The organism is Haloechinothrix halophila YIM 93223 (genome assembly GCF_000504245.1).
Classification (GTDB): Bacteria; Actinomycetota; Actinomycetes; order Mycobacteriales; family Pseudonocardiaceae; genus Haloechinothrix_A; species Haloechinothrix_A halophila.
Genome location: NZ_KI632509.1, coordinates 4,854,485 through 4,877,283, shown reverse-complemented (window position 1 = coordinate 4,877,283; position 22,799 = coordinate 4,854,485). Strand labels below are relative to the sequence as shown.

The 22,799-nt window shown below is 67.5% G+C and carries 22 protein-coding genes; 12 read left to right on the top strand and 10 right to left on the bottom strand.

The features are described from left to right. Nucleotides 1-3: 3 nt before the first annotated feature. From AMYHA_RS22210 to AMYHA_RS22180, 7 genes are all read left to right on the top strand, one after another. Nucleotides 4-540 (top strand): F0F1 ATP synthase subunit B, encoded by a 537-nt coding sequence (locus AMYHA_RS22210; RefSeq protein WP_157362594.1) that lies wholly within the window; start codon nucleotides 4-6, stop codon nucleotides 538-540. Then, on the top strand, nucleotides 540-1,367 hold the full coding sequence (locus AMYHA_RS22205; RefSeq protein ID WP_034274232.1) for a F0F1 ATP synthase subunit delta: 828 nt from the start codon (nucleotides 540-542) through the stop codon (nucleotides 1,365-1,367). The genes AMYHA_RS22210 and AMYHA_RS22205 overlap by 1 nt, the downstream gene beginning before the upstream one ends. 79 nt (nucleotides 1,368-1,446) lie before the next feature. After that, nucleotides 1,447-3,087: a F0F1 ATP synthase subunit alpha gene (gene atpA, locus AMYHA_RS22200; RefSeq protein ID WP_034274227.1), complete on the top strand. Its 1,641-nt coding sequence runs from the start codon at nucleotides 1,447-1,449 to the stop codon at nucleotides 3,085-3,087. Nucleotides 3,088-3,098: 11 nt separating this feature from the next. Continuing rightward, on the top strand, nucleotides 3,099-4,052 hold the full coding sequence (locus AMYHA_RS22195) for a F0F1 ATP synthase subunit gamma (RefSeq protein WP_034274224.1): 954 nt from the start codon (nucleotides 3,099-3,101) through the stop codon (nucleotides 4,050-4,052). Next, nucleotides 4,052-5,494, top strand: a complete 1,443-nt coding sequence (atpD, locus tag AMYHA_RS22190; protein WP_034274221.1) for a F0F1 ATP synthase subunit beta — start codon at nucleotides 4,052-4,054, stop codon at nucleotides 5,492-5,494. The genes AMYHA_RS22195 and atpD overlap by 1 nt, the downstream gene beginning before the upstream one ends. 234 nt (nucleotides 5,495-5,728) lie before the next feature. Next, the gene (locus AMYHA_RS22185) at nucleotides 5,729-6,094 is read left to right on the top strand and encodes a F0F1 ATP synthase subunit epsilon (protein ID WP_034274218.1); all 366 of its coding nucleotides are present in this window, start codon (nucleotides 5,729-5,731) and stop codon (nucleotides 6,092-6,094) included. 25 nt (nucleotides 6,095-6,119) lie between these two features. Next, entirely contained in the window at nucleotides 6,120-6,554 is a 435-nt protein-coding gene (locus AMYHA_RS22180) for a DUF2550 domain-containing protein (RefSeq protein WP_034274216.1), read from the top strand. On the opposite strand, the gene AMYHA_RS27210 is transcribed toward AMYHA_RS22180, so the two are convergent. Further along, on the bottom strand, nucleotides 6,516-6,902 hold the full coding sequence (locus tag AMYHA_RS27210; RefSeq protein ID WP_157362311.1) for a hypothetical protein: 387 nt from the start codon (nucleotides 6,900-6,902) through the stop codon (nucleotides 6,516-6,518). The genes AMYHA_RS22180 and AMYHA_RS27210 overlap by 39 nt on opposite strands. On the opposite strand from AMYHA_RS27210, the gene AMYHA_RS22175 reads away from it, so the two are divergent. After that, nucleotides 6,901-7,107, top strand: coding sequence for a hypothetical protein (locus tag AMYHA_RS22175; RefSeq protein ID WP_051400185.1), 207 nt, complete (start codon nucleotides 6,901-6,903; stop codon nucleotides 7,105-7,107). The genes AMYHA_RS27210 and AMYHA_RS22175 overlap by 2 nt on opposite strands. Nucleotides 7,108-7,441: 334 nt before the next feature. Beyond that, nucleotides 7,442-8,809, top strand: coding sequence for an HNH endonuclease signature motif containing protein (locus tag AMYHA_RS22170; protein WP_157362309.1), 1,368 nt, complete (start codon nucleotides 7,442-7,444; stop codon nucleotides 8,807-8,809). A gap of 202 nt (nucleotides 8,810-9,011) precedes the next feature. Here AMYHA_RS22170 and AMYHA_RS22165 read toward each other — a convergent pair whose 3' ends face one another. Next, nucleotides 9,012-9,584 carry a cob(I)yrinic acid a,c-diamide adenosyltransferase gene (locus AMYHA_RS22165; protein WP_034274214.1) on the bottom strand — a complete coding sequence of 191 codons (573 nt, stop codon included), beginning with the start codon at nucleotides 9,582-9,584 and terminating at the stop codon, nucleotides 9,012-9,014. A gap of 168 nt (nucleotides 9,585-9,752) precedes the next feature. Between AMYHA_RS22165 and murA the strand changes: the two genes are divergently transcribed. Next, nucleotides 9,753-11,036: a UDP-N-acetylglucosamine 1-carboxyvinyltransferase gene (gene murA / locus AMYHA_RS22160; protein WP_034274211.1), complete on the top strand. Its 1,284-nt coding sequence runs from the start codon at nucleotides 9,753-9,755 to the stop codon at nucleotides 11,034-11,036. A 173-nt stretch (nucleotides 11,037-11,209) separates the two neighbouring features. Here the strand turns inward: murA and AMYHA_RS22155 are convergent, their stop codons facing one another. Beyond that, the gene (locus tag AMYHA_RS22155; protein WP_034274208.1) at nucleotides 11,210-11,833 is read right to left on the bottom strand and encodes a LysE family translocator; all 624 of its coding nucleotides are present in this window, start codon (nucleotides 11,831-11,833) and stop codon (nucleotides 11,210-11,212) included. A 161-nt stretch (nucleotides 11,834-11,994) separates the two neighbouring features. On the opposite strand from AMYHA_RS22155, the gene AMYHA_RS22150 reads away from it, so the two are divergent. Continuing rightward, the gene (locus tag AMYHA_RS22150) at nucleotides 11,995-14,028 is read left to right on the top strand and encodes a protein meaA (protein ID WP_084037436.1); all 2,034 of its coding nucleotides are present in this window, start codon (nucleotides 11,995-11,997) and stop codon (nucleotides 14,026-14,028) included. 21 nt (nucleotides 14,029-14,049) lie between these two features. On the opposite strand, the gene ehuA is transcribed toward AMYHA_RS22150, so the two are convergent. From ehuA to AMYHA_RS22120, 6 genes are all read right to left on the bottom strand, one after another. After that, entirely contained in the window at nucleotides 14,050-14,868 is an 819-nt protein-coding gene (ehuA, locus tag AMYHA_RS22145; RefSeq protein WP_034274206.1) for an ectoine/hydroxyectoine ABC transporter ATP-binding protein EhuA, read from the bottom strand. Next, entirely contained in the window at nucleotides 14,855-15,724 is an 870-nt protein-coding gene (ehuD, locus tag AMYHA_RS22140; protein WP_231104860.1) for an ectoine/hydroxyectoine ABC transporter permease subunit EhuD, read from the bottom strand. Before ehuD ends, ehuA begins: the two co-directional genes overlap by 14 nt. Further along, nucleotides 15,721-16,719 (bottom strand): amino acid ABC transporter permease, encoded by a 999-nt coding sequence (locus AMYHA_RS22135; protein ID WP_051400183.1) that lies wholly within the window; start codon nucleotides 16,717-16,719, stop codon nucleotides 15,721-15,723. Before AMYHA_RS22135 ends, ehuD begins: the two co-directional genes overlap by 4 nt. An 84-nt stretch (nucleotides 16,720-16,803) precedes the next feature. Further along, nucleotides 16,804-17,709, bottom strand: a complete 906-nt coding sequence (gene ehuB, locus AMYHA_RS22130; RefSeq protein ID WP_051400182.1) for an ectoine/hydroxyectoine ABC transporter substrate-binding protein EhuB — start codon at nucleotides 17,707-17,709, stop codon at nucleotides 16,804-16,806. 370 nt (nucleotides 17,710-18,079) lie between these two features. Continuing rightward, nucleotides 18,080-19,264, bottom strand: coding sequence for a mandelate racemase/muconate lactonizing enzyme family protein (locus tag AMYHA_RS22125; protein ID WP_034274204.1), 1,185 nt, complete (start codon nucleotides 19,262-19,264; stop codon nucleotides 18,080-18,082). After that, complete coding sequence (locus tag AMYHA_RS22120) at nucleotides 19,264-20,493, bottom strand: M24 family metallopeptidase (protein WP_051400181.1); 1,230 nt, start codon at nucleotides 20,491-20,493, stop codon at nucleotides 19,264-19,266. Before AMYHA_RS22120 ends, AMYHA_RS22125 begins: the two co-directional genes overlap by 1 nt. 71 nt (nucleotides 20,494-20,564) lie before the next feature. On the opposite strand from AMYHA_RS22120, the gene AMYHA_RS22115 reads away from it, so the two are divergent. Then, a complete protein-coding gene (locus AMYHA_RS22115) occupies nucleotides 20,565-21,482 on the top strand; it encodes a LysR substrate-binding domain-containing protein (RefSeq protein ID WP_034274201.1) in 918 nt (305 codons plus the stop codon). 62 nt (nucleotides 21,483-21,544) lie between these two features. Here AMYHA_RS22115 and AMYHA_RS22110 read toward each other — a convergent pair whose 3' ends face one another. Then, nucleotides 21,545-22,792 (bottom strand): M24 family metallopeptidase, encoded by a 1,248-nt coding sequence (locus AMYHA_RS22110; protein ID WP_034274199.1) that lies wholly within the window; start codon nucleotides 22,790-22,792, stop codon nucleotides 21,545-21,547. Nucleotides 22,793-22,799: the final 7 nt, after the last annotated feature.

Below are 22,799 nucleotides of genomic sequence, written 5' to 3'. Positions count from 1 at the left end.
CTTATGACATACGTGCTGGCAGCTGAGGAAGAGCACAATCCAGTCCTTCCGCTGCCGTCAGAGATCGCCCTTGGCCTGGTGGCCTTCGGCATCCTGCTCTTCATCTTGTGGAAGTACGTCGTCCCGCGCTTCGAGAAGCTGTACGAGGAGCGGGCCGAGAAGATCGAAGGCGGGATCGAGAAGGCCGAGAAGGCGCAGGCCGAGGCGGAGCAGGCGCGTCAGCAGTTCAACGCGCAGCTCGCTGAGGCCCGCACCGAGGCCGCCAAGATCCGTGACGACGCCAGGCTGGAAGCGGAGCGGATTCGTGACGAGCTGCGTGCCGAGGCCGAGGCCGAGGCGGCACGTATCGTCGCCAACGGCGAGGCTCAGCTGCAGGCGCAGAAGGCGCAGATCATCGCTGAGCTGCGCTCCGAGCTTGGTCGCAACTCCGTCGAACTCGCCAGCCGTATCGTCGGTGAGTCGCTGGAGGACGAGGCCCGCCGCAAAGGCACCGTCGACCGCTTTATCGCAGAGCTGGACACCACCGGAGCTCGGAACTGATGGCCGCGACAACCATGCACGCCGCGAGCAGGGACGCGCTCGCCGCCGCCGAACACCGCCTCGACGGGGTGCTCGGCGGGGCGGATGCCAGCCCTGCCACGGTCGGCGAGGAGCTGTTCGCGTTCACGCGACTGCTGCGTGGCGAGGTCGCGCTCCGGCGCGCCGTCGCCGACCCCGCCGCATCGGAGGACGCCCGCAAGAACCTGGTGCGTTCGCTGCTCGGCAGCCAGGTGGGCGACGCGACGCTGCAGGTACTCGACGTCGTCGCGAGCAGCAGGTGGTCTAACCCGCGTGAGCTGCTCGACGGCGTCAGGGCGCTCGGAGCGAGCGCGATGCTGGCGGCGGCCGAGCGTGACGGTACCCTCAACAGCGTTGAGGACGAGTTGTTCGGTGTCGCGCGGGCCGTGGCGAACAACGCCGAGCTCGACCGCGCGCTGTCGGATCAGTCCGGCAGCATCGCGGCCAAGCGTGAGCTGGTACGGCGGATCTTCGGCGACCGCGTCAACCCGGTCACCCTCGCGTTGATCGAGCAGGTCGCGGGCGACCCGAAGGGCAGGGGAGTCGAGAAGCGTCTCGACGAGCTGTCCGAACTGGCGGCACGGCGGCGCGAGCAGTCGGTGGCACACGTGATCACCGCGAGCCCGCTCACCGACGAGCAGCGCGATGCGCTCTCGGCCAAGCTGAACCGGATCTACGGCAAGCCGATCACGCTGCACGCCGAGGTCAAACCGGACGTGCTCGGCGGCATCGTGGTCAAGGTCGGCGACGAGGTCATCGACGGCAGTTCGGCAGGCCGGATCATGGCGCTGCGCGGTCAGCTGGCCTGACGGCCGGCACGCCGGGTCACCGGCACAAACACACACAGACGTTGCAAGTGGCAGAGAATGAAGTGAGAGCGGGAACGACATGACGGAGCTGACGATCTCCTCGGACGAGATCCGCAGTGCGATCGAGAACTACGTCTCGAGTTACTCCCCGGATGTGAGCCGGGAAGAGGTCGGCGTCGTCGTCGACGCCGGTGACGGCATCGCGCACGTCGAGGGGCTGCCTTCGACGATGGCCAACGAGCTGCTGGAGTTCCCCGGCGGCGTGCTTGGCGTCGCGCTGAACCTCGAGGCGCGCGAGATCGGTGTGGCCATCCTGGGTGACTTCGAGTCGGTCGAAGAGGGCCAGGAGGTCAAGCGCACCGGCCGGATTCTGTCGGTGCCGGTCGGGGAGGGCTACCTCGGCCGGGTCGTCGACCCGCTCGGCAAGCCCATCGACGGCCTCGGTGAGGTCGCGGAAGAGGGCCGCCGCGCCCTCGAGAAGCAGGCGGCGTCGGTGGTGGAGCGGCAGCCGGTTTCCGAGCCGCTGCAGACCGGTATCACCGCGATCGACTCGATGACCCCGATCGGCCGTGGCCAGCGCCAGCTGATCATCGGTGACCGCAAGACGGGTAAGACCGCCGTCTGCGTCGACACCATCATCAACCAGAAGGCCAACTGGGAGTCCGGCGACCCGGAGAAGCAGGTCCGCTGCATCTACGTCGCCATCGGCCAGAAGGGCTCCACGATCGCGGCGGTCAAGAAGTCGCTCGAGGACCACGGCGCGATGGACTACACCACCATCGTCGCTGCCCCGGCTTCCGACTCCGCCGGGTACAAGTGGCTCGCCCCCTACACCGGTTCCGCCATCGGCCAGCACTGGATGTACCAGGGCAAGCACGTCCTCGTCGTCTTCGACGACCTCACCAAGCAGGCTGAAGCCTACCGAGCGATCTCGCTGCTGCTGCGTCGTCCGCCGGGCCGCGAGGCCTTCCCCGGTGACGTCTTCTACTTGCACTCCCGCCTGCTCGAGCGTTGCGCGAAGCTCTCGGACGACCTCGGCGCCGGCTCGCTGACCGGGCTGCCGATCATCGAGACCAAGGCGAACGACGTGTCGGCCTACATCCCGACCAACGTCATCTCGATTACCGACGGGCAGTGCTTCTTCCAGTCCGACCTGTTCAACGCTGGTCAGCGGCCCGCGATCGACGTCGGTATCTCGGTCTCGCGTGTCGGTGGTGACGCGCAGGTCAAGGCGATGAAGAAGGTCGCGGGTTCGCTGCGTATCGACCTGTCCCAGTACCGGGAGCTCGAGGCGTTCGCCGCCTTCGCCTCCGACCTGGACGAGGCGTCGAAGTCGCAGCTCGACCGTGGTGCGCGCCTCTACGAGGTGCTCAAGCAGCGCGAGTTCCAGCCGCTCCCGGTCGAGGAGCAGGTGCTGACGGTCTTCCTCGGCACCGACGGCCACTTCGACACGGTGCCGGTCGACGACGTCCGCCGGTTCAACTCGGAGTTCATCGACCACGTGCGGCACAAGCACGAGGGCATCCTGACCGAGATCCGCGACACCGGCCAGTGGAACGACGACAACGCCAAGCGCGTCGTCGAGGCGGTGAACGACTTCAAGAAGGGCTTCCTGACCGCGGAGGGCAAGCCGCTGGTCGAGGCGGAGGCCGAGGCGATGGACGCCGAGAAGGTCGGACAGGAAACCGTCAAGGTCAACAAGCCAGCCCCGAAGAAGTGACCGGGTAACTCATGGGCGCACAACTTCGCGAACTGCGGGCGCGGATCAACTCAACCAAATCCATCGGCAAGATCACCAAGGCCATGGAGTTGATCGCGACGTCGCGCATCACCAAGGCCCAGGCACGGGTCCAGGCATCGCGGCCGTACTCCGAGGAGATCACCAAGGCGCTCTCCGCGCTGGCGAGCGGCGCGGCGAACCTCGATAACCCGTTGCTGACGGAGCGGGCGAACCCGCGCAGGGCCGCGGTGCTCGTGGTGACCAGTGACAAGGGCCTCTGCGGTGGCTACAACGCCAACGTGCTGCGGGCGACGGAGGAGCTGCTCTCGCTGTTGCGCGAGCAGGGCAAGGAGCCGGTTCTCTACGTCATCGGCGGCAAGGGGCTGAACTACTACCGCTTCCGTGGCCGCGACGTCGCTGGCAGCTGGACCGGGTTCTCCGACCAGCCGCACTACGTCAACGCCGCCGACGCGGGCACGGCGATGGTGAACCTGTTCCTCGCCGGGGCGGACGACGAGGCGGAAGGGCCTGGTGCCGACGGTGTTGTCGGTGTGGACGAGCTGCACGTCGTCTACACCGAGTTCCGCTCGATGCTCACCCAGACCCCGGTCGCCAAGCGGGTCGCCCCACTTGAGGTGGAGTACACCGACGAGGGTGAGAGCGCGCAGGAGGCGTCGCCGACGCTGCTGCCCGCCTATGACTTCGAGCCGAGCGCGGAGACCCTGCTCGGCGCGCTGCTGCCGAAGTACATCAACACCCGCATCTACGCGGCGCTGCTCGAATCGGCCGCTTCCGAGCTCGCCGCCCGCCGTACCGCCATGAAGGCGGCGTCGGACAACGCGAACGAGCTGGTCGACACCCTCACTCGGGAGGCGAACCAGGCTCGGCAGGCCCAGATCACCCAGGAGATCAGCGAAATCGTCGGTGGCGCGGACGCGCTGGCCACAGCAGGAAGTGAAGAGTGATGACCACCATGGCAGACACCGCAGCTAAGACCGAAGGTGCGACGGGTCGCATCGTCTCCGTGACCGGTCCCGTCGTCGACGTCGAGTTTCCGCGCGGCCAGATCCCCGCGCAGTACAACGCGCTCAAGGTCGACATCGAGTTCGCAGAGCTCGCCAAGACCGTCACCCTCGAGGTCGCCCAGCACCTCGGTGACAACCTGGTGCGCACCATTTCGCTGCAGCCGCAGGACGGCCTCGTCCGTGGCGCCCCTGTCCGCGACACGGGCGGCCCGATCTCGGTGCCGGTCGGCGACAAGGTCAAGGGCCACGTCTACAACGCGCTCGGCGAGTGCCTCGACGAGCCCGGCTACGGCGACGACCTCGAGCGCTGGGGCATCCACCGCAAGCCGCCGGCATTCGACCAGCTCGAGGGCCGGACGCAGGTGCTCGAGACCGGTCTGAAGGTCATCGACCTGCTCACCCCGTACGTGCAGGGTGGCAAGATCGGCCTGTTCGGTGGCGCCGGTGTCGGCAAGACGGTGCTCATCAAGGAAATGATCACCCGTGTCGCCAAGAACTTCGGTGGTACCTCGGTGTTCGCCGGTGTCGGTGAGCGCACCCGTGAGGGCACCGACCTGTTCCTCGAGCTCGGTGAGGACGGCACCATCAACGACACCGCGCTGGTGTTCGGTCAGATGGACGAGCCGCCGGGCACCCGTATGCGGGTCGCGCTGTCCGCGCTGACCATGGCGGAGTACTTCCGTGACGTCCAGAACCAGGACGTGCTGCTGTTCATCGACAACATCTTCCGGTTCACTCAGGCGGGTCAGGAAGTCTCCACCCTGCTCGGCCGGATGCCGTCGGCGGTCGGTTACCAGCCGACGCTGGCCGACGAGATGGGCACGCTGCAGGAGCGGATCACCTCGACCAAGGGCCGGTCGATCACCTCGATGCAGGCGATCTACGTCCCCGCGGACGACTACACCGACCCTGCCCCGGCGACCACGTTCGCCCACCTGGACGCCACCACCGAGCTGTCGCGTGGCGTGTTCCAGAAGGGCATCTTCCCCGCGGTCGACCCGCTCACGTCGTCCTCGACGATCCTCGAGCCTGGCATCGTCGGCGAGGAGCACTACCGGGTCGCCTCCGAGGTCATCCGGATCCTGCAGAAGTACAAGGAGCTGCAGGACATCATCGCGATTCTCGGTATGGACGAGCTGTCCGAAGAGGACAAGATGACGGTGAACCGGGCGCGTCGCATCGAGCGGTACCTGTCGCAGAACATGCTGGTCGCTGAGGTCTTCACCGGCCAGCCGGGCTCGACCGTGCCGCTGGCCGAGACCGTCGAGGCGTTCGACAAGATCGCCAAGGGCGAGTTCGACCACTACCCGGAGCAGGCGTTCCTTGGCATCGGTGGCCTGGACGACCTGGAGAAGAAGTACCGCGAGATCACCGGCAAGTGATCCCGCGGGGCTTGTGAGGGCGCAGCCCCGCGACCCGGTGCATGGGGTCGGGTGGCTCCGCCGCCACGAGTTCGCTGGTCGGTGACCCGCGAGCCTCGGCGTTCTGGTGGGAGTCCGCATCGCGGGCTCCCACCAAGCCGGGGATTTCGCTCGCAAGTGGCATGCCCCTGCCAGGGCGGCCAGCGAGGGAACTAGACTGAAGATTCGTTAGTTGCACGATGAAGGAGCAACCACGTGGCTGAGATGACCGTCGAGCTGGTCGCCGTGGAGCGCAGGCTGTGGTCGGGCAAGGCGAAGTACGTCATCGCCCAGACCACGGAGGGCGAGATCGGTGTCCTGCCTGGTCATGAACCGATGCTCGGCCAGCTTGTCGAAGGCGGAGTCGTCATGATCACGACGGCGGACGACGGGCACGTCGGAGCAGCGGTCCACGGTGGCTTCCTCTCCGTCACGGGAGACACGGTCAGCGTGCTCGCGGAGACCGCGGAGCTCGGCGAGGAGATCGACATAGCGGCGGCCAAGGCGGCGCTGACTCAAGGCGACGAGGACGAGCGCGCGAGAGCGGGCGCGCGATTGCGCGCCGCGGGACAGTCGGCCTGAGCGCGCGGCGGGCAGGAGCTGGGCCATGGAAATCACCCTGGTGGTCATCGGGCTCCTGACCGCGATCGCGGCTGTACTGGCGTGGATCGCACTGCGCTGGCGTCGCGTACTCCGCGCGGGCGGCATCAATGTCGCCCTCCGTTGGAACGACGATCAGGCCGACCTCGGCTGGCATCTCGGTATTGGCCGTTACCAGGGTGAGCGGTTCGTGTGGTTTCGGGTGCTGAGCCTCCGGCGGGGCCCCGATCGGGTGTTGTATCGCGAGGGATTGCACATCGCCCAGCGTCGTGAGCCTGCTGGCGCCGAGGTGTACGCGCTACCATCGGGCGCATCGGTGTTGCGTTGTGAGTCGAGTCGGGGAGACTCGATCGAGGTCGCCATGGCGACCGGTGCCCTCACGGGGTTTCTCTCCTGGCTTGAGTCAGCGCCACCAGGACGTCAGGTGCGACGCGCGAGCTAGGGGGCCAGGAATGTCGGTGACTTCCGGTATGTCGAGCACTTCGAGCGGTTCAGGTGCTTGGCGTGATGCGCGTGGTCCGGCAAGGCGACCAGTGGCTGCGGTTGGGGCGGCGCTCGCCTTGCTGCTGGCTATGGTGCTCGCGGGCTGCGCCGGGCAGGGCGGCGCTGAGGTGACCGCAACGCCAACCACGACCCCGTCGTCGGAGACGTCGTCCGCAGCGCCTTCCAGCGCCCCCTCAGAGACGTCGTCAGCGCCGTCTGGTGCGCCTTCTGACACGTCCGCCGCACCGACGCCCGCACCCACTTCCGACACCTCGCCGGAGCCTTCGAAGCCCGGTGGTGATCGCATGACCCTGAGCGGCACCGCTCGCGCCGGTGTCGAGGCGGGCTGCATTGTTCTGCGTGACAGCGGAACGCTGTACCTGCTCCTTGATGACCAGGACCGCATCAAGCCTGGCGACAAGGTCACCGTGACCGGCTATGTCGAGAAGGACGTCATGTCCTACTGCATGCAAGGCACCCCATTCCGCGTGTTGACGGTCACCAAGCCCTGACCTCCGGGCTCGCGGCCGACATGCGTCGTGTCCTGCGCTCCGGACGTCGTGTCCTGCACTCGGGGCGTCGTGTCCTGCACTCGGGACGTTGTGTCCCCCGTTCTGGACGGTGTATCGCGCAGTAGCCGCCGCGTGTGCTGGGCCGATTGGCATTCCACGCTGGTTCGATAGGACGCGGCATGCTGCGGTTTGGCGGTGCCGACGGGCTTACCTGTGTGGGTGACGCCGTACTCCTTGGCGTCGAATGTCAGTTCGAGTAGTGTCGTGATGTGGGCCTCTTCTGGGGGCGCGGGATGACGGGTCTTTTGTCGTCGCGCGCTAGGGGGTGTGGCCGATGTCGGCGCCAGAGTCGAATCATGGGGATGAGTTCGAGGGTGAGCCTGATGGCGGGCCGAATTTCGAGAGTGAGGCCGTGCCGGGAGGCAGCGGTGCGTCCGCGTCCGCGTCCGTGGGCGAGGGCGAATCCGCTGAGAGCCTGTCTGTCCCTGAGGACGTGTTGTGCCTTGGTGACGTCGAGTGGGCGGAGTTCGACGCGGACGCTCTCGTGGAGGTCGCGAAGCTCTCGCAGCGTCTGCTCGGACAGGTGCAGGCCGTGCAACTCAAGGCGGTCGCCGAACTGCGGGCGCGGCGGGGTTGTGAGCGCGAGACCGCGGACGAGGTCGGGCTCGCCTTAGCGGTGGGGCAGCACCAGGCTGATCGGCAGATCGAGTTGGCTACGCAGGTGACGTGCCGGTTTCCGCGGTTGTTGGGGTCGTTGGAGCGTGGTGATGTGGACGCCTACAAGGCGGCGAAGGTGGTGGAGGCGGGTGCGTTGCTTTCCGATGAGCACGCCGACCAACTCGATGCCGCGATGGAACCACTCCTGGACGGTCGGGATGGTGCTGCGATCCAACGCTCTGCTCGTTACAGGGTGGACAAGCTGGATCCGGAGGGTGCGGCCGAGCGGGTGCGGCGCTGCCGCGAAGACCGCAGGGTGGAGTTGCGGTTTACCGAGAATGGGATGGCGGATTTGTGTGCCTATCTGCCCGCTGAGACCGCGGCGGCGATCTATGGGCGGATTGATGCGATCGCGAAGTCGAACAAGACGCGTCGTGATGAGCGCAGTTTGGATGCGATCCGTGCTGATGTGTTCACCGAGTTGCTGCTGGGTACGCGGCAGAGCTACCGGCGGGTGCAGATTCAGGTGACGGTGCCGGTGACGACGCTGCTCGGGGTACGGGATCTGCCGGGTGATCTGGAGGGGTATGGGCCGATTCCGGCTGAGATCGCCCGTGAGATGGCGGCTGATCCGACGTGCACGTGGCGGCGTCTCCTCACCGACCCGCCGACGGGACAGTTATTGGAGATGGGGCGTCGCCGCTACAAACCACCCGCACAGTTGGGTGACTATGTGCGTGCGCGGGATCGCCGGTGTTTGGTGCCGGGGTGTAATCGGCCTGCTCGGCGTTGCGATACCGACCACAGCATCGAGTGGCACCGTCATGGCACCACCGACGCGAAGCTCCTGGCCTGCCTGTGTCGCCGCCACCACCGATTGAAGGATCGGCCGGGCTGGCACTTCGAATTCAACGGGGACACGCTGACCATCACCACCCCGACCGGCCGCACATACCGACCCCGCACACCCCGCATCGCCGAACCCGAACCACCACCCGACGTGGAACCAGCGCCGCCGAGCGACCCAGAACCACCACCCTTCTAATTCCGAGGGAAGTCATGGCAGCAAGCAGCGCCCAGATCGATGTGAGCGGTTCGCTCCACGACGTCGTCTGGAGGAGCGCTGGCGGCCCGTCGTGGTCGCGAGTCTGGCGTCGAGCCGCCAACAGCAGGCACGCCGCCAACGGCGGCCACGCCGCCGATTGTGGGCGCCGAGCCAAGTCGTCTCGTGCCAGCGCTCCACCGACCTACCGGCCACCGCCTGGCTGCCAGAGCACGTCCCCGTCCGGATTCGCCGCGCGCGCGAGGATGAACAGCAGGTCTGATAGCCGGTTCAGGTACCGCACCGCGAGCACGTTCGTGCGGTCGCCGTCGTCCTCCATGAGTTGCCACCCGGATCGCTCGGCGCGGCGCGCGATCGTGCGGGCATTGTGCAGCAGAGCGGCACCTCGCGTGCCACCCGGAAGGATAAACGACGTGAGCTTCGGCAGCCGTTCGTTGAACTCGTCACACCAGCCCTCAAGGCGTTCGACGTACTCCTCGGTCACTCTGAGGGGCGGGTACGGCGGATCGTCGACAACTGGAGCACACAGGTCAGCGCCGACGTCGAACAGGTCGTTCTGCACCGCGAGCAGCACCTGGGTAAGCTCGTCGGGAAGCTCGCCGAGCGCGATTGCGACGCCGAGAGCCGCGTTGGTTTCGTCGACGTCCGCGTAGGCGCCGATGCGAGGTGAAGACTTCGGGACACGAGACCCGTCACCGAGGGCCGTCGTACCGCTGTCACCCACCTTGGTGTATACCCGATTGATCCGAACAGCCATACCCGCACCTTAATCGGATTGCGGCCGGGGTGTGCTCGCGCACCGCAGCCGAGGCGCGCAAGCTGGTCTCGCTTACGATTGCCCCGGCGTTTGACCGGATGCGTACTCGCCAAGCCCAATCCGCACTGTGCAGCAACTCAGCAGGTCGACGAGAGGGACAACGCTCACATGACAGAGCACTTCGACGTCTATGGCGGAGCTCGCCTCACAGGCGAGGTAGCAGTGGTAGGCGCGAAGAACAGCGTGCTCAAGCTCATGGCTGCCGCACTGCTCGCCGAGGGCACCACGACCATCACCAACTGCCCGACGATCCTCGACGTTCCGTTGATGGCTGACGTCCTGCGCAGTGTCGGTTGCGAGGTCGCCATCGATGGTGACCTCGTCACCATCACCACGCCTGCCGAGCTGTCGCACCATGCTGACACGTCTGCGATGGGCAAGCTCCGGGCGTCAGTGTGCGTGCTTGGACCGCTGGTCGGGCGGCTGAAGCGCGCCGTTGTCGCGCTGCCAGGCGGGGACGCGATCGGCTCCCGGCCGCTGGACATGCACCAGAACGGCCTGCGCAAGCTCGGCGCGACCAGCGAGATCGCGCACGGCTGCGTCGTCGCGGAGGCGGACGGTCTGCACGGTGCGCAGATCTGGCTCGACTTCCCCAGCGTGGGCGCCACGGAGAACATCCTGATGGCCGCCGTGCTGGCCAAAGGCACCACGGTCATCGACAACGCCGCGCGCGAGCCGGAAATCATCGACCTCTGCCGGATGCTGCAGCAGATGGGCGCGCACATCGAGGGTGCGGGGACGTCCACGTTGACCGTGCACGGGGTCGACGAACTGCGGCCGACGACGCACCGCGTGATCGGTGACCGGATCGTCGGCGCGACCTGGGCGTTCGCCGCAGCCACCACGCGCGGCGATATCACCGTGCGCGGCGTCGACCCGCACCATCTCGACCTCGTCCTTGAGAAGCTGCGCCTGGCGGGCGCGGAGATCACGACCTTCAACGACTCCGAGGACCAGGGCTTCCGCATCGTGCAGCACGATCGGCCGATCGCGGTCGACTTCGTCACGCTGCCGTATCCCGGGTTCGCCACCGACCTGCAGCCGTTCGCCGTCGCGCTCAGCGCGATCTCCGATGGCACGTCCATGATCACCGAGAACGTCTACGAGGCGCGGTTCCGGTTCATCGACGAGATGGTGCGTCTCGGGGCGGATGCCCGCACCGACGGCCACCACGCCGTCGTGCGCGGCGTGGAAAAGCTGTCCAGCGCACCGGTGTGGGCCTCCGACATCCGCGCGGGCGCGGGCCTGGTGCTGGCCGGACTGTGCGCCGAGGGCATCACCGAGGTGTGGGACGTCTTCCACATCGACCGCGGCTACCCGTACTTCGTGGAGAACCTGAACCGCCTCGGCGGGCACATCGAGCGGGTGTCGTCGGTCACCGAGCGAGGTTGAGGACGCACGGCGACGTCTGAGTGAGGCTGGGAGCGTCGCGCGAGCCGAGCGCGTGGAACGAGCGGTGCCTGGCGCTGGAGGCCAGTCGGGCGCTGTGGGTGAGACTGGCGCGCAGGCGAAGAACGGCGGGCTGGTCCGCAGGGAGGAGCCGCTGTGCCTGAGTCGACGTCGACTCAGGACGCCAATGCGGCCCCGAAGCCGACGAGCGCGGTGCCGGTCAGTGCGTCCATGGCCCTGCGGACGCGACGGCGGTTGAGCCACACCCGAGCACGCTGCACCACGACCAGCAGGAGCAGTAGCCAGGCCGCGCCGAGCACGCCGACGGTGTTCGCCAGCAGCAGCGCCTCAGCCATCGAGGTCTGTGCCGGGTCGATGAACTGTGGCAATACCGACAGGTACATCACAAGTACCTTCGGGTTGGTGACGTTGGACAGGAAGCCCTCGCGGAAGCAGCGAAACCCGCCAATGCCCCTGGCCGCCCCGACCTCGCCGTTGTACGCGCCGCGCCATGCCGCGCGCAGTGCCTGCAGGCCGAGGAAACAGAGATAGATGACGCCGAACCAGCGCAGCACCGTGAACAACGTCTGTGACTGCGCGACCAGCGCGCCGAGCCCGAGCGCGGCGGCGCTGCCGTTGAGGATGTTGCCGGTCGCGATACCGCTGATGCTGGCGAGCCCGCCCTTGCCGCCGGTGGACAGCGAGTTCTTCAGCATCACCATGGTGTCGGGGCCGGGTGCGATCACCAGCAGTACGACGAGCACGAGGTAACTGCCGTACTCGCTCCACGTCGGACCCATGGCAGTCACGCTAACGGGGTACGCAACGGATTTCTCGTAGGTGTGACATACGCGGGGCGCCAGTGTGGACACGGTGTGAATGCGCCCTCGCGGTCTGAGGTTACTGACCAGTACTCTGATGAGATCGGGGTAAGCACGCCAGGAATCTCGGAGGTCGACAGATGCCGTACCCAGCCGACAATGAGCGCGATCGCCCCTGGGTGATGCGGACCTACGCCGGACACTCGTCCGCGACGGCGTCCAACGAGCTCTACCGTCGCAACCTCGCCAAGGGGCAGACGGGACTGTCGGTTGCCTTCGACCTCCCGACGCAGACCGGCTACGACGCCGACCACCCGCTTTCGCGCGGTGAGGTCGGCAAGGTGGGCGTGCCGATCAGCCACATCGGCGACATGCGCCAGTTGTTCGACGGTATCCCGCTGGCTGAGGCCAACACGTCGATGACGATCAACGCGCCAGCGATGTGGCTACTCGCGCTGTACGTGACGGTGGCAGAGGAGCAGGCGCGCGAAAAGCACGGCGCCGATAAGGACGCGATAGCCGACGTCCTGGCGCAGCTGACGGGGACGACGCAGAACGACGTCATCAAGGAATACCTGTCCCGAGGCACCTACATCTTCCCGCCAGGGCCTAGCCTGCGGCTGACCACGGACGTCATCGCGTGGACCGTGCACCACGTGCCGAAGTGGAACCCGATCAACATCTGCAGCTACCACCTGCAGGAGGCGGGCGCGACGCCGACGCAGGAAGTCGCGTACGCCATGAGCACGGCGATCGCCGTGCTGGACGAGGTGCGCGACTCGGGTCAGGTCACCGCGGAGGACATGGCACGCGTCGTCTCCCGCATCTCGTTCTTCGTCAACGCCGGGGTGCGGTTCGTCGAGGAAATGTGCAAGATGCGTGCCCTCGTCCAGCTCTGGGACGAGATCACCCGCGATCGTTACGGCGTCACCGATGCCAAGGCACGCCGGTTCCGCTACGGCGTCCAGGTGAACTCGCTCGGGCTCACCGAGGCGCAGCCGGAGAACAACGTCCAACGCATCGTGCTTGAAATGCTCGCGGTGACGTTGTCTCGTGACGCCAGGGCGCGCGCGATCCAGCTGCCTGCGTGGAACGAGGCGCTTGGCCTGCCGAGGCCGTGGGATCAGCAGTGGGCGCTACGGATGCAGCAGGTGCTCGCGTTCGAGACCGACCTGCTGGAGTACGGCGACCTGTTCGAGGGCTCGACGGTGGTCGAGGCACGGGTGAACGAGATCGTCGACGGTGCCCGCGCCGAGATCGAGCGGGTGCAGGACCTCGGTGGCGCGGTCGCGGCCGTGGAGAGCGGCTACATGAAGTCCGAGTTGGTGTCCTCGCTCGGCGAGTACCGGCGCAAGGTGGAGACCGGTGAGCGGGTCCTCGTCGGCGTCAACAAGTTCGACACCACCGAACCGAGCCCGCTGCAAGCCGAGGGTGCGCAGGCGATCGAGACGGTCGACCCCGAGGTGGAGAAGCAGGCTATCGCCGCGCTGGAGAAGTGGCGCGCTGAGCGGGACAACGATGCCGTCTCCGCTGCGTTGGAGCAGCTCAAGACCGTCGCTGGCACCTCGGAAAACCTGTTCGAGGCGACGATCGCGTGTGCCAAGGCTGGTGTGACGACGGGGGAGTGGGCCGGTGCGCTGCGTGACGTGTTCGGCGAGTACCGCGCACCCACCGGCGTGACGGCGACGTCGAGCAGCGGTTCCGGCGACGAACTGGCACGGGTGCGCGAGCGGGTTGCCGCGACCGGGGATGAGCTGGGCGAGCGGCTGCGGATGCTGGTCGGCAAGCCGGGCCTCGACGGGCACTCCAACGGCGCCGAGCAGGTGGCGGTGCGGGCACGCGACGCCGGGTTCGAGGTCATCTACCAGGGCATCCGGCTCACGCCGCAGCAGATCGTCGCGGCGGCGGTGCAGGAAGGCGTGCACGTCGTCGGGCTGTCGGTGCTGTCCGGCTCGCACCTCGAGGTGGTGCCCGAGGTCGTGGACGGACTGCGTGCGGCGGGCGCGGGCGACGTGCCGGTGATCGTCGGCGGGATCATCCCGACCGACGACGCCGCGTCGCTCACCGAACGGGGCATCGCCCGGGTGTTCACCCCGAAGGACTATGAGCTGACCGAGATCATGGCCGAGATCGTGACCGTGGTCCGGGAAGCGCGTGGGCTGACGGGGCGGTAGCGGCGCGGCGCCGTCGGATGCTCAGTGTGCCTTGACCGCCCCGAGAAACGCTTGGGTGCGTGGGTTCTGGGGATGGTCGAGGACGTCAGCGGGTCGGCCGGACTCGATGACCTGCCCGTTGTCGAACATCAGGAGACGGTCGGCCATTTCCCGTGCGAACGCCATCTCGTGGGTCACCAGCAGCATCGTGGTGTTGCCTTCCTGGGCGATGTCGCGCAGCACGTTGAGTACCTCGCCGACCAGCTCGGGGTCGAGCGCCGAAGTGACCTCGTCGAAGAGCATCACACGGGGTTCGCACGCAAGGGACCGCGCGATGGCTACCCGCTGCTTCTGACCGCCGGAGAGCTGGCCGGGGGTCTGGTTGGCCGCGTGGGCCAGCCCGACCTTGTTGAGAAGCTCCATGCCGGTGTCGCTCGCCTCGTCGCGCGCTTTTCCGTGCACCTTCATGGGCGCGAGCATGATGTTCTCCAGCGCCGTCATGTGCGGGAACAGGTTGAAGTGCTGGAACACCATGCCGATGTCGGAGCGCACCTTGCTCATGTGTTTCTCACTGGCCGGGCGCAGCTTGTCACCGTGTGGCTCGTGGTAGAGGTGGCGGCCGCCGATCTGGACGGTGCCGGAGTCGGGACGTTCGAGGGTCATCGTGACCCGCAGGATCGTGGTCTTGCCCGATCCCGAGGGGCCGATGATGACCACGCGCTCTCCTGGCGCTACGTCGAGATCGAGATCGCGCAGCACCACATTGGTGCCGAACGCCTTGTTGACCCTGTGGAAGCGGACACCAGCGGCCCCCGTTCCGGAGTCACTCTCGAACGTCGAGATGGTCTTAGATTCGCTCATAGGCGATCTTCCTTTCGAGCTGGCGGACGGCCCAGGCGGCCGGAAGGCTCGCCACCAGGAAGCCGGCACCGGCGATCAGGTATGGCTCTGTCACGCGGAAGGTCTCGGCGGCCACCTGGTCGGCGAAGAAGAGCACGCCATGGACACCGATGACGAAGGCCATCGGCGCGTCCTTGAATGCGGCGACCAGGTAGTTGCCCAGCGCGGGCAGCACGTTGGGCACGGCCTGCGGGATGACGACCCTGGTCCACTTGGTGGCCGGACTGAGGTTGAGTGCGGTGGCCGCCTCCCACTGGCCCTTGTCAACGCTATTGATGCCGGCACGGTAGGCCTCGGAGCAGTAGGTCGCGTAGTGGACGCCAAGGCCGACCATCAGTAGCGCGATCGGACTGAGGTTGAGTCCCGGGATGGCGCGTTCCAAGGCCAGCCAGAAGAACAGCTGCACCAGCACTGGCGTGGAGCGGATGAATTCGATGACCGCCATGGTCGGCCAGCTGACGAAGGGCAGTTTCGCCCGCCGCCCGAGGGCGAGGAAGAAGCCAAGCACCACCGCGACGGCGAAACCCAGCAGGGCTCCCTTGATCGTGACCAGCAGACCCTGCAGCATCAGCGGGATCAGGTGGAAGAACCACATCCAGTCGAAGTTCACGAGACCGCCAGGGGCCTCCATCCTTGTCCGGAAGAAGTTCGGCGACTCCACGTAGCCCACGAGGAGCGCATAGACCACCACGAGAACCAGAACCGGCACCATGATGTCCGCACGCCGGTACCACTTGCGGTGCGGCCGGTACTCTTCGATCTCCCGCTCTTCGGGAGCTTCGGCGGCTTCGGTGGCCGCGTCGTCGATGGCGCTCATCCGGTCACCCCAGGAGTCGCATGTCGAATATGGGCGGGCAGCTCGTCCGGTGTCAGCGTTCGGCCGCCCTCATAACTCTTCTCCACGCGCCGTTCCCACAGCTTGAACAGCACGTTCACGATCTGCGCAAGGATGAAGTAGAGGACAAGCACATTGAGGAACAGGACCGCTTTGGTTCCTTCCTGGGCGAAGAGCTGCTCCTGCCGGATGTTGTTCGCCGACTGCATGATGTCGGCGACGCCGACCAGGCTGACCAGTGCGGTGCCCTTCAGGATCTCGATGGTCAGATTGCCCATCGGCGGCAGAATGACCGTCATCGCCTGCGGCAGGATCACGTGGCGTAGCCGTTGCGTCGGAGTGAGGTTCAGCGACAGCGAGGCCTCAACCTGTCCCTTCGGCACTGACAGGATCGCGCCGCGAATGATCTCCGCGCCGTAGCCGCCCATGTTGATGCCGAGTGCGATCGCGGCCAGCAGGATCTTCGAGGCCTGCGGGACGTCGAGCAAGATCGGGATGGCCACAGCCATGATGAAGATCAGGATGATCGACGAGATCCCCCGCGCGAACTCCACGAACGCGAGGGCAGCGCCACGGATCCACCGATGATCGGACAGGCGTGCCACCCCGACGACGAGAGAGAGCACGATCCCGAGCGCGAAGGAGTAGATCAGGATCTGGATCGTCACCAGCGAGGCTTTGATCAGGGTCCGGTATTGGCCGCCGGTCAGCAACCAGCCCTGGCCGACTGCCGCCAGGGTCACGAGTAGCCCGAGCACGACCAGCAGCAGAATGCTCATCACCATGCCGATGGTCCTGCCAAGTACCAGCTGCCCGCGGTCGTCGTCATCCCGCTGGCGGAGCTCCTGATTTCCCATCCACCAGGCGACTGGTCCTAGCAGTGGGATCGGAATGCTGAGGAGGCCGAGCACCAGCACCAGCTTGGTGCGAGGATGCTCGATCTCGGGTGGGGCGCCGGTGTCGCTGGGCACGTTCATACTCACGGCATCACCTCGATGTCAGGCCGACTGTTTCCGGGGCCGGGCAGCCCGGCCCCGGAAACAGTGCAAGAGACTCGCTTGTTAGGGCGCTTCCTCGAAGTCTGCCGTGGTCATCTCATTGGCCTTGGCCACGTCCTCAGCCGTTGGGCCGTTCTGGTCCACGTACTTGGTGATGATCTCGGTGGTGGTGCCGTCCTCGCGGAACTCGTTCAGCTGCTCGTTGAACGCGTCACGGAACTCCTGGTCCTCGAGACGGAAGGCATAGCCACCGCACGGCGGAACGCTGTCCTCCGGAATGAACGACTCCACGGCCTCGATGCCGCTGCGGGCCTGGACCTGCGACTTGACGGTCGCCGCGGTGCCCGTCACGGCATCGACCTCACCGGCTTCCAGCGCGGCGTACATCTGGTCGATGCCGGAGTACGTCTTCAGCTGCTCGTCCGGGATGCCGGCGTCCTCGGCGTACCCGACCTCGACGGTGCCGCTGGCTACGGCGAGCGTGAGGTCCGGGTTGTCGACGATGGATTGGTAGTTCTCGATGTCGTGCGGGTTGCCCTCCTCCACAGCGAGCGACTCGCCGATGCAGTAGTCCGGATCGGAGAACGCGACCTGCTTCATGCGATCGGGGGTGAGATACATACCCGCCGCGACAATGTCGAAATTCTCCGCTTGGAGGTTCTTGATCAGCGCGCCGAAATCGACGACCTCGAACTTGAAGTTGGTGTAGCCCATCTCCTTGAGCACGGCTCGGGCGACGTCGGGCGAGAAGCCGGTCACCTCGTCGCCCTTCTTGAAGCCGTAGGGCTGCTCGTTGGCGATGCCAATGGTCAGCGGCGCGTCTTTCGGCGGCAGCCCGCTGCCATCGCCGGCTCCGCCGCCGTCGCCGTTGCCCCCGCCGTCGCCCCCGCAGCCGGCTAGCGTCAGCGCGGCGGCTCCGACGAGGGCGGCAAGACGACGACGAAGCCTGCTGGTCTGGATGGCCCACATGTGGGGGACCTCCTCTTCGTTTCAGTCGCGTTTAGTTGTCGACACCCTAAGGCACTGATCACTCACACGGACAGGATTCTTGCAAGGTTGTAATCAGCGGGCCCTGACCTGCGCTGATGGCGGCGACACGCCGTGCGGAATGCCCGGGATGCGCGGCCCTCGTGTGAATCGTTGACGGTGCGCACCCGCCGCGCGGAATTCAGCCCACCCTGGCATGACGTTCCTACCCGAGTTGATCATAGTGATGGACCATGCCTATTGGGACAGCATCGCCGACTGGCCCGCCCTTGGCCACTTGGTGAACGTTGTTGACCACCATCGAGTTGGCGCCGGAGTCCTGGTGGCGGCGCGAAGGTCCGCTCGAATCGAGTTACCGCTTCGGCAGGGCGTGGGATGCCGACAACGCGTCCGGGTCACCGAAGGCGAAGGCCGCGCCGTCGGTGCGATACAGCTCGGCGTAACGCTCGACTCGCGTGGGGTCGAGCTCGACGCCGAGGCCGGGCGCGCTCGGCACGGGGACGTGGCCGTTGCGGTAGGTCGCGACACCCCCGCCGAAGCCGACGGTGACGTCGTCCGCGAGCAGCGCGCCGTAGGCCTGGTTGGCGTGGCGGAAGTTCGGCGTCGCCGCGATCACGTGGGTCGCAGCGGCCAGTGCGACACCCAGCTCACCCAGGCTGTGCTTGACCACGGTCAATCCCGCCGCCTCTGCGATGCCCGCCGAGCGCTTGAGGTTGAGCAGGCCGCCGTCCATCTGATTGTCGGCGGAGAGCACGTCGGCGGCGCCAGCACGGATCACCGCGAGCTGGTCGTGGCGGGTCCAGCTCGCCTCGTTGGCCAGCAGCGGCACGCCGACGCGACCGCGCACGTAGGCCATCTCATCGAGGCACCGGCCTGATACCGGCTGTTCCATCAACTCGAGGTCGAACCGTTCCAGCGATCGGATCATGCGCACTGCCTCACCGGGCGACCATGCCTCGTTCGCGTCGATCCGCAGCTTGGCGTCCGAGCCGACGCCGTCGCGCAGCGCCTCCACCCGTGCGATGTCGGTGTGCGGGTCGTCCGAACCGACCTTGAGGTAGCACGTCGCGAAGCCGTGCTTGGTGGCCAGGGCCGCCTCCGTCGCCACGGCGTCCGGCGTGCCGGCCGCGACGTAGTAGAAGGACTCGACCTCGTCGCGGAACCGGCCGCCGAACAGGTTCACCAACGGCTGTCCGCACGCCTTGCCGACGATGTCCCAGCAGGCCATCTCCACGGCGGCGATCGCGGGGCTGCTGGCGCGGACGTGGTGCCAGGTGCCGACAAGGTCGATGCGGCGCACCAGCCGTTCGATGGCGAACGGATCTTCACCGATCACCAGCGGTTCGAGGCCGCGCAGCACCGCGAGCACGATGTCCGCGGACGGGTAGGCCGCCGCCTCCCCGATGCCGACGACGCCCTCGTCGGTCTCGACCTCGAGCAGCACGCTGATCAGGCCGCGCCGTCGTCCGAACGCCCACACCTCGTCGGCGCGGAATGGCACAGCCACCGGCGTCGCGTGCAGCTTCGTGATACGCATCAGGTCACCACCGTCAGGTCTCGGGGGGTCGATGTCAGCAGTTCCGCGCCGTGCGGGGTGACCAGCGCGGTGTCGGAGACGACGTGGCCTGCCACCCACGACATCAGATGGAACGTCATGCCCGCCGCGATCGGAGTCTCGCCGCCGGAGCGGATTCCCAGCACCTCGCCGCCGCCGACCCAGCTGGGCGGGAAGCCGATGCCGACCAGGTACCCGCAGTGATGCCGCAGCGGCCACGCGGGGGAGTCCGATCCCGCGACGGCGTGCTGCCACCGGGCGTAGACCTGGCCAGTGGTGACTCCAGGACGCAACGCGTCGCGGGCGGCGTGCAGGCCGGCGAGCGCGGCGGCGTGTGCCTCGGCGGCGCCATCCGGCAGGCTGCCGAGGTAGATGGTCCTGCTCAGCGGGGCGTGGTAGCGCGCGACGCAGCCGGACAGTTCGAGGAACAGTCCGGTGCCCGCGACGAGCGGGCGTTGCTGCCAGGAGACGTGCTCCTGGTCGAGCAGCGACAACGGCCGGATCAGTGGTGCGAACCCCGGCTGCTGGCCGCCCGCCGTGTACATCGCGTGGTGTACGGCGGCGGCGACGTCGTGTTCGCCAGCGCCGGGCCGGGCGGCGGCGATCCCGGCGGTCATCGCGGCGTCCGAGACACCCGCCGCGCGGCGGGTCAGCGTGATCTCCTCGGCGGACTTCACCGCCATGGCGTCGCTGAGCAGCGCGTCCGTGTCGCGCAGCCGCAGCCACGGCGTCGCGGCGCGGATCCGGGCGAGGATCGCGGGCGGGAAGAACAACGCGCTCGCCTCGACGCCGACGGTCGCGCCGTCGGCGGCGAACTCGTCCAGCACCGCCGAGACGGCCATCGCGGGGTCGTCGCCGTCCGCGAAGGTCACATGCCGACAGTGGGGAAGCTGCGCGGCGATGGTGGGCCGCTCCATCGCGCGGGTGACGATCACCGGCTCGCCGTCGACGGGCACGAGTAGCAGTGTGAAGGCGAAGTAACCGAGATGGTCCAGGCCGGTGAGGTAGTAGATCCGCTCCGGGCTGGCGAGGGCGACGACGGCGAGGTCCGCGTCGGCCATCCGGGCCCGCAACGCGGCGAGCCGGGCGGCGCGTTCGGGGGTGGTGGAGTGCCAGGCGTCGGGGACGCCAGGGCGGTGCCTGACGTCAGGGGCGATGGCGTGCGCCTCGTCGTCCTGGGTGCTGGCCGCGAGGTTCATGTCGGTGCTCACACCGCAAGGATGCGGCCACCTGACCATCAGAACCAGCGACGATCTCTTGCCGCAGCCATTAGATTTACTACATGTTGGAAGTGCGCAGGCTCCGGCTGCTGCGGGAACTGTCTCGGCACGGCACCATCGCCGCGACCGCGCGGGTGTGCTCGCTGACGCCGTCGGCGGTCTCGCAGCAGCTCACGTTGCTGGAGCGCGAGGTCGGCAGTCCGCTGCTGATCCGCGACGGACGTCGACTGGTGCTGACCGAGGCCGCGCGGGTACTTGTCGCGCACACCGAACGGGTGCTCGCCGACCTGGAGGCGGCCGAGGCCGGAGTCGCCGAGCTGTCCTCGACGGTGCGAGGCGTGCTGACCATCGCCGCCTTCCCCACAGCGGCGCGGGCGCTGGTCCCCGCCGCCATCGCGCGGTGCCGCGCGGAGCATCCCGACCTACGGATGCGGCTGACCGAGCAGGATCCCGTAGCGGGCGCGATCGACGCGCTCAAGGCGGGCGACGTCGACGTCGCGCTGGTGTACTCGTACAACCTGCTACCGCGCGTGCGTGTCCCCGGCGTCACGACCGAGAAGCTGCTCACCGAGCCACTGCTCGCCGCGCTGCCCGCCAGTGTGCGAGTGCCGGACGGGCCGATCTCGCTGGGGGAGTTGGCCGAGCAGCCGTGGATCGCCGCGCAGCGGGACAACGAACTGCGCGTGATGCTGGAGCGGGCGTGCGGACTTGCCGGGTTCGAGCCGGAACTGGACTACACCAGCTCCGACTACACAGTGATCTTCGCGCTGGTGGAGGCGGGTCTCGGGGTGTCGCTGGTGCCCCGGCTCGCGCTGGAGTCGATCTCGACCCACATCCAGGTCCGTGAGATCGCCGAACCGGCGTTGTCGCGCACCATCTCGGTGGCGGTGCGGGCGGGCAGCAGCCGCAATCCGCCGATCGCGGCGGTACTCGCCGCGTTGCGCACGGTGGCCGCGGAGATCAGGGGCAAGGAGGAGTGAGCGGTACCAAGCGGAACGGCGGATGGGTAAGCGTCATCAAGACGGTCTCATGGCACAGCGGCTCACATTACGAGTGGCTCGGCCGCACCGTGGGTCAGTACGCGGGCGCCGGTGGATTCCACGACGAAGGTCTGGCTGAGTCCTACGCCTGCCTCGCCGAACTTGCGGAACGAGGCGGGCACGTGGAAGACCATGCCCTCCGCAAGTGGTTCGGGATTGTCGACGGTGATGGCGAACGGCGCCCCGTCCATCCAATGGGGAGGGTGTGCGAGCCCGACGGGGTAGCCGAAGAGTCCGTGGAATACGACATCGTTCGGCAACGGGCCAATGGCCGATGCGGCTCGCTGGGCGACCTCCGAGCACGTGACGCCTGCCCGTGCGGTGTCGATAACAGCGGCCAGTGCCGTTGTCGCGAGTTCGGCCAGCCGTTCGATCGAGGACGACGGTCGCGAGTGGTACAGGGTGCGCATGACCGGCGCGTGGTAGCGGTGGTGCGCGCCAGAGAACTCCACGAACGTCGAGTCTGAGCTCAGCGGGACGTGGCCGACGGTGGAGTGCGGGATACCCGCGCGGGAGCCGGTGGCCACGGTCGGTCCCCAGGCTGACGCGGAATTCGAGTCTCGGAGCAGGGCCGCGCTGATGGCGGCAGCGAGCGAGGCGTCCGTCGCTGCCGGCTCACGGGCCGCTTCGACCGCTGCCTCGACACCGCGTTGTGTCGCGATCGCGGCCCGCGCCACGCATCGGACTTCCGCCTCGGACAGCACCAGCCGGACCCGTTCGACCAGGAAGTCGCCGTCGACTACGGCGAGGTCGTCATGCCGGAGCATGTCCGGCACCTGGGGCGGCGTCACCGGGGGCGTCAGCTCGACGGCTATGCGTGCCCGCCGTGGCAGGAGCCGAGAGACATGGGCGGTGACCAGCCGGAGCGCGCCGTGAGCGGAGGCATACCGGAAGTGCCGTACCGTCGGCGCGCGGCTGCTGACCAACGCGCGGCCGACCTCGAAATCGGGGACGTACAGCACGACGTCCGATTCGGTCACCAGCAACGGCTGCGGCAGGCGTTCCGCCGTGTGGTACCCGCAGAGGTATTCCACACTGGACGGCCGGAACACCAGCATCGCGTCCAGGCCCCTGTTCGCCATTCGTTCGCGTACGCGGGCGAGTCGAGCCGCGTACTCGCCCGCGTCGAACGGCAGCCGCGCGCCGTCTACGAGTTCCGTGACGGCGTTTTCCGTGAGCCAGGGCGGTGGGATATCGGATTCGAGTCCCGCGAGATCGGGTCCGCTCGGGTGTGGCTCCGCTCGGCGCATCCTGCCA

Bases quoted from the DNA above. Each gene is read 5' to 3' on its own strand.
- AMYHA_RS22210 (WP_157362594.1), top strand. From the start codon at position 4: ATGACATACGTGCTGGCAGCTGAGGAAGAGCACAATCCAGTCCTTCCG.
- AMYHA_RS22205 (WP_034274232.1), top strand. From the start codon at position 540: ATGGCCGCGACAACCATGCACGCCGCGAGCAGGGACGCGCTCGCCGCC.
- atpA (WP_034274227.1), top strand. From the start codon at position 1,447: ATGACGGAGCTGACGATCTCCTCGGACGAGATCCGCAGTGCGATCGAG.
- AMYHA_RS22195 (WP_034274224.1), top strand. From the start codon at position 3,099: ATGGGCGCACAACTTCGCGAACTGCGGGCGCGGATCAACTCAACCAAA.
- atpD (WP_034274221.1), top strand. From the start codon at position 4,052: ATGACCACCATGGCAGACACCGCAGCTAAGACCGAAGGTGCGACGGGT.
- AMYHA_RS22180 (WP_034274216.1), top strand. From the start codon at position 6,120: ATGGAAATCACCCTGGTGGTCATCGGGCTCCTGACCGCGATCGCGGCT.
- AMYHA_RS22175 (WP_051400185.1), top strand. From the start codon at position 6,901: ATGACCCTGAGCGGCACCGCTCGCGCCGGTGTCGAGGCGGGCTGCATT.
- AMYHA_RS27210 (WP_157362311.1), bottom strand. From the start codon at position 6,902: ATGCGATCACCACCGGGCTTCGAAGGCTCCGGCGAGGTGTCGGAAGTG.
- AMYHA_RS22170 (WP_157362309.1), top strand. From the start codon at position 7,442: ATGTCGGCGCCAGAGTCGAATCATGGGGATGAGTTCGAGGGTGAGCCT.
- AMYHA_RS22165 (WP_034274214.1), bottom strand. From the start codon at position 9,584: ATGGCTGTTCGGATCAATCGGGTATACACCAAGGTGGGTGACAGCGGT.
- murA (WP_034274211.1), top strand. From the start codon at position 9,753: ATGACAGAGCACTTCGACGTCTATGGCGGAGCTCGCCTCACAGGCGAG.
- AMYHA_RS22155 (WP_034274208.1), bottom strand. From the start codon at position 11,833: ATGGGTCCGACGTGGAGCGAGTACGGCAGTTACCTCGTGCTCGTCGTA.
- AMYHA_RS22150 (WP_084037436.1), top strand. From the start codon at position 11,995: ATGCCGTACCCAGCCGACAATGAGCGCGATCGCCCCTGGGTGATGCGG.
- ehuA (WP_034274206.1), bottom strand. From the start codon at position 14,868: ATGAGCGAATCTAAGACCATCTCGACGTTCGAGAGTGACTCCGGAACG.
- ehuD (WP_231104860.1), bottom strand. From the start codon at position 15,724: ATGAGCGCCATCGACGACGCGGCCACCGAAGCCGCCGAAGCTCCCGAA.
- AMYHA_RS22135 (WP_051400183.1), bottom strand. From the start codon at position 16,719: ATGAACGTGCCCAGCGACACCGGCGCCCCACCCGAGATCGAGCATCCT.
- ehuB (WP_051400182.1), bottom strand. From the start codon at position 17,709: ATGTGGGCCATCCAGACCAGCAGGCTTCGTCGTCGTCTTGCCGCCCTC.
- AMYHA_RS22125 (WP_034274204.1), bottom strand. From the start codon at position 19,264: ATGCGTATCACGAAGCTGCACGCGACGCCGGTGGCTGTGCCATTCCGC.
- AMYHA_RS22115 (WP_034274201.1), top strand. From the start codon at position 20,565: ATGTTGGAAGTGCGCAGGCTCCGGCTGCTGCGGGAACTGTCTCGGCAC.
- AMYHA_RS22110 (WP_034274199.1), bottom strand. From the start codon at position 22,792: ATGCGCCGAGCGGAGCCACACCCGAGCGGACCCGATCTCGCGGGACTC.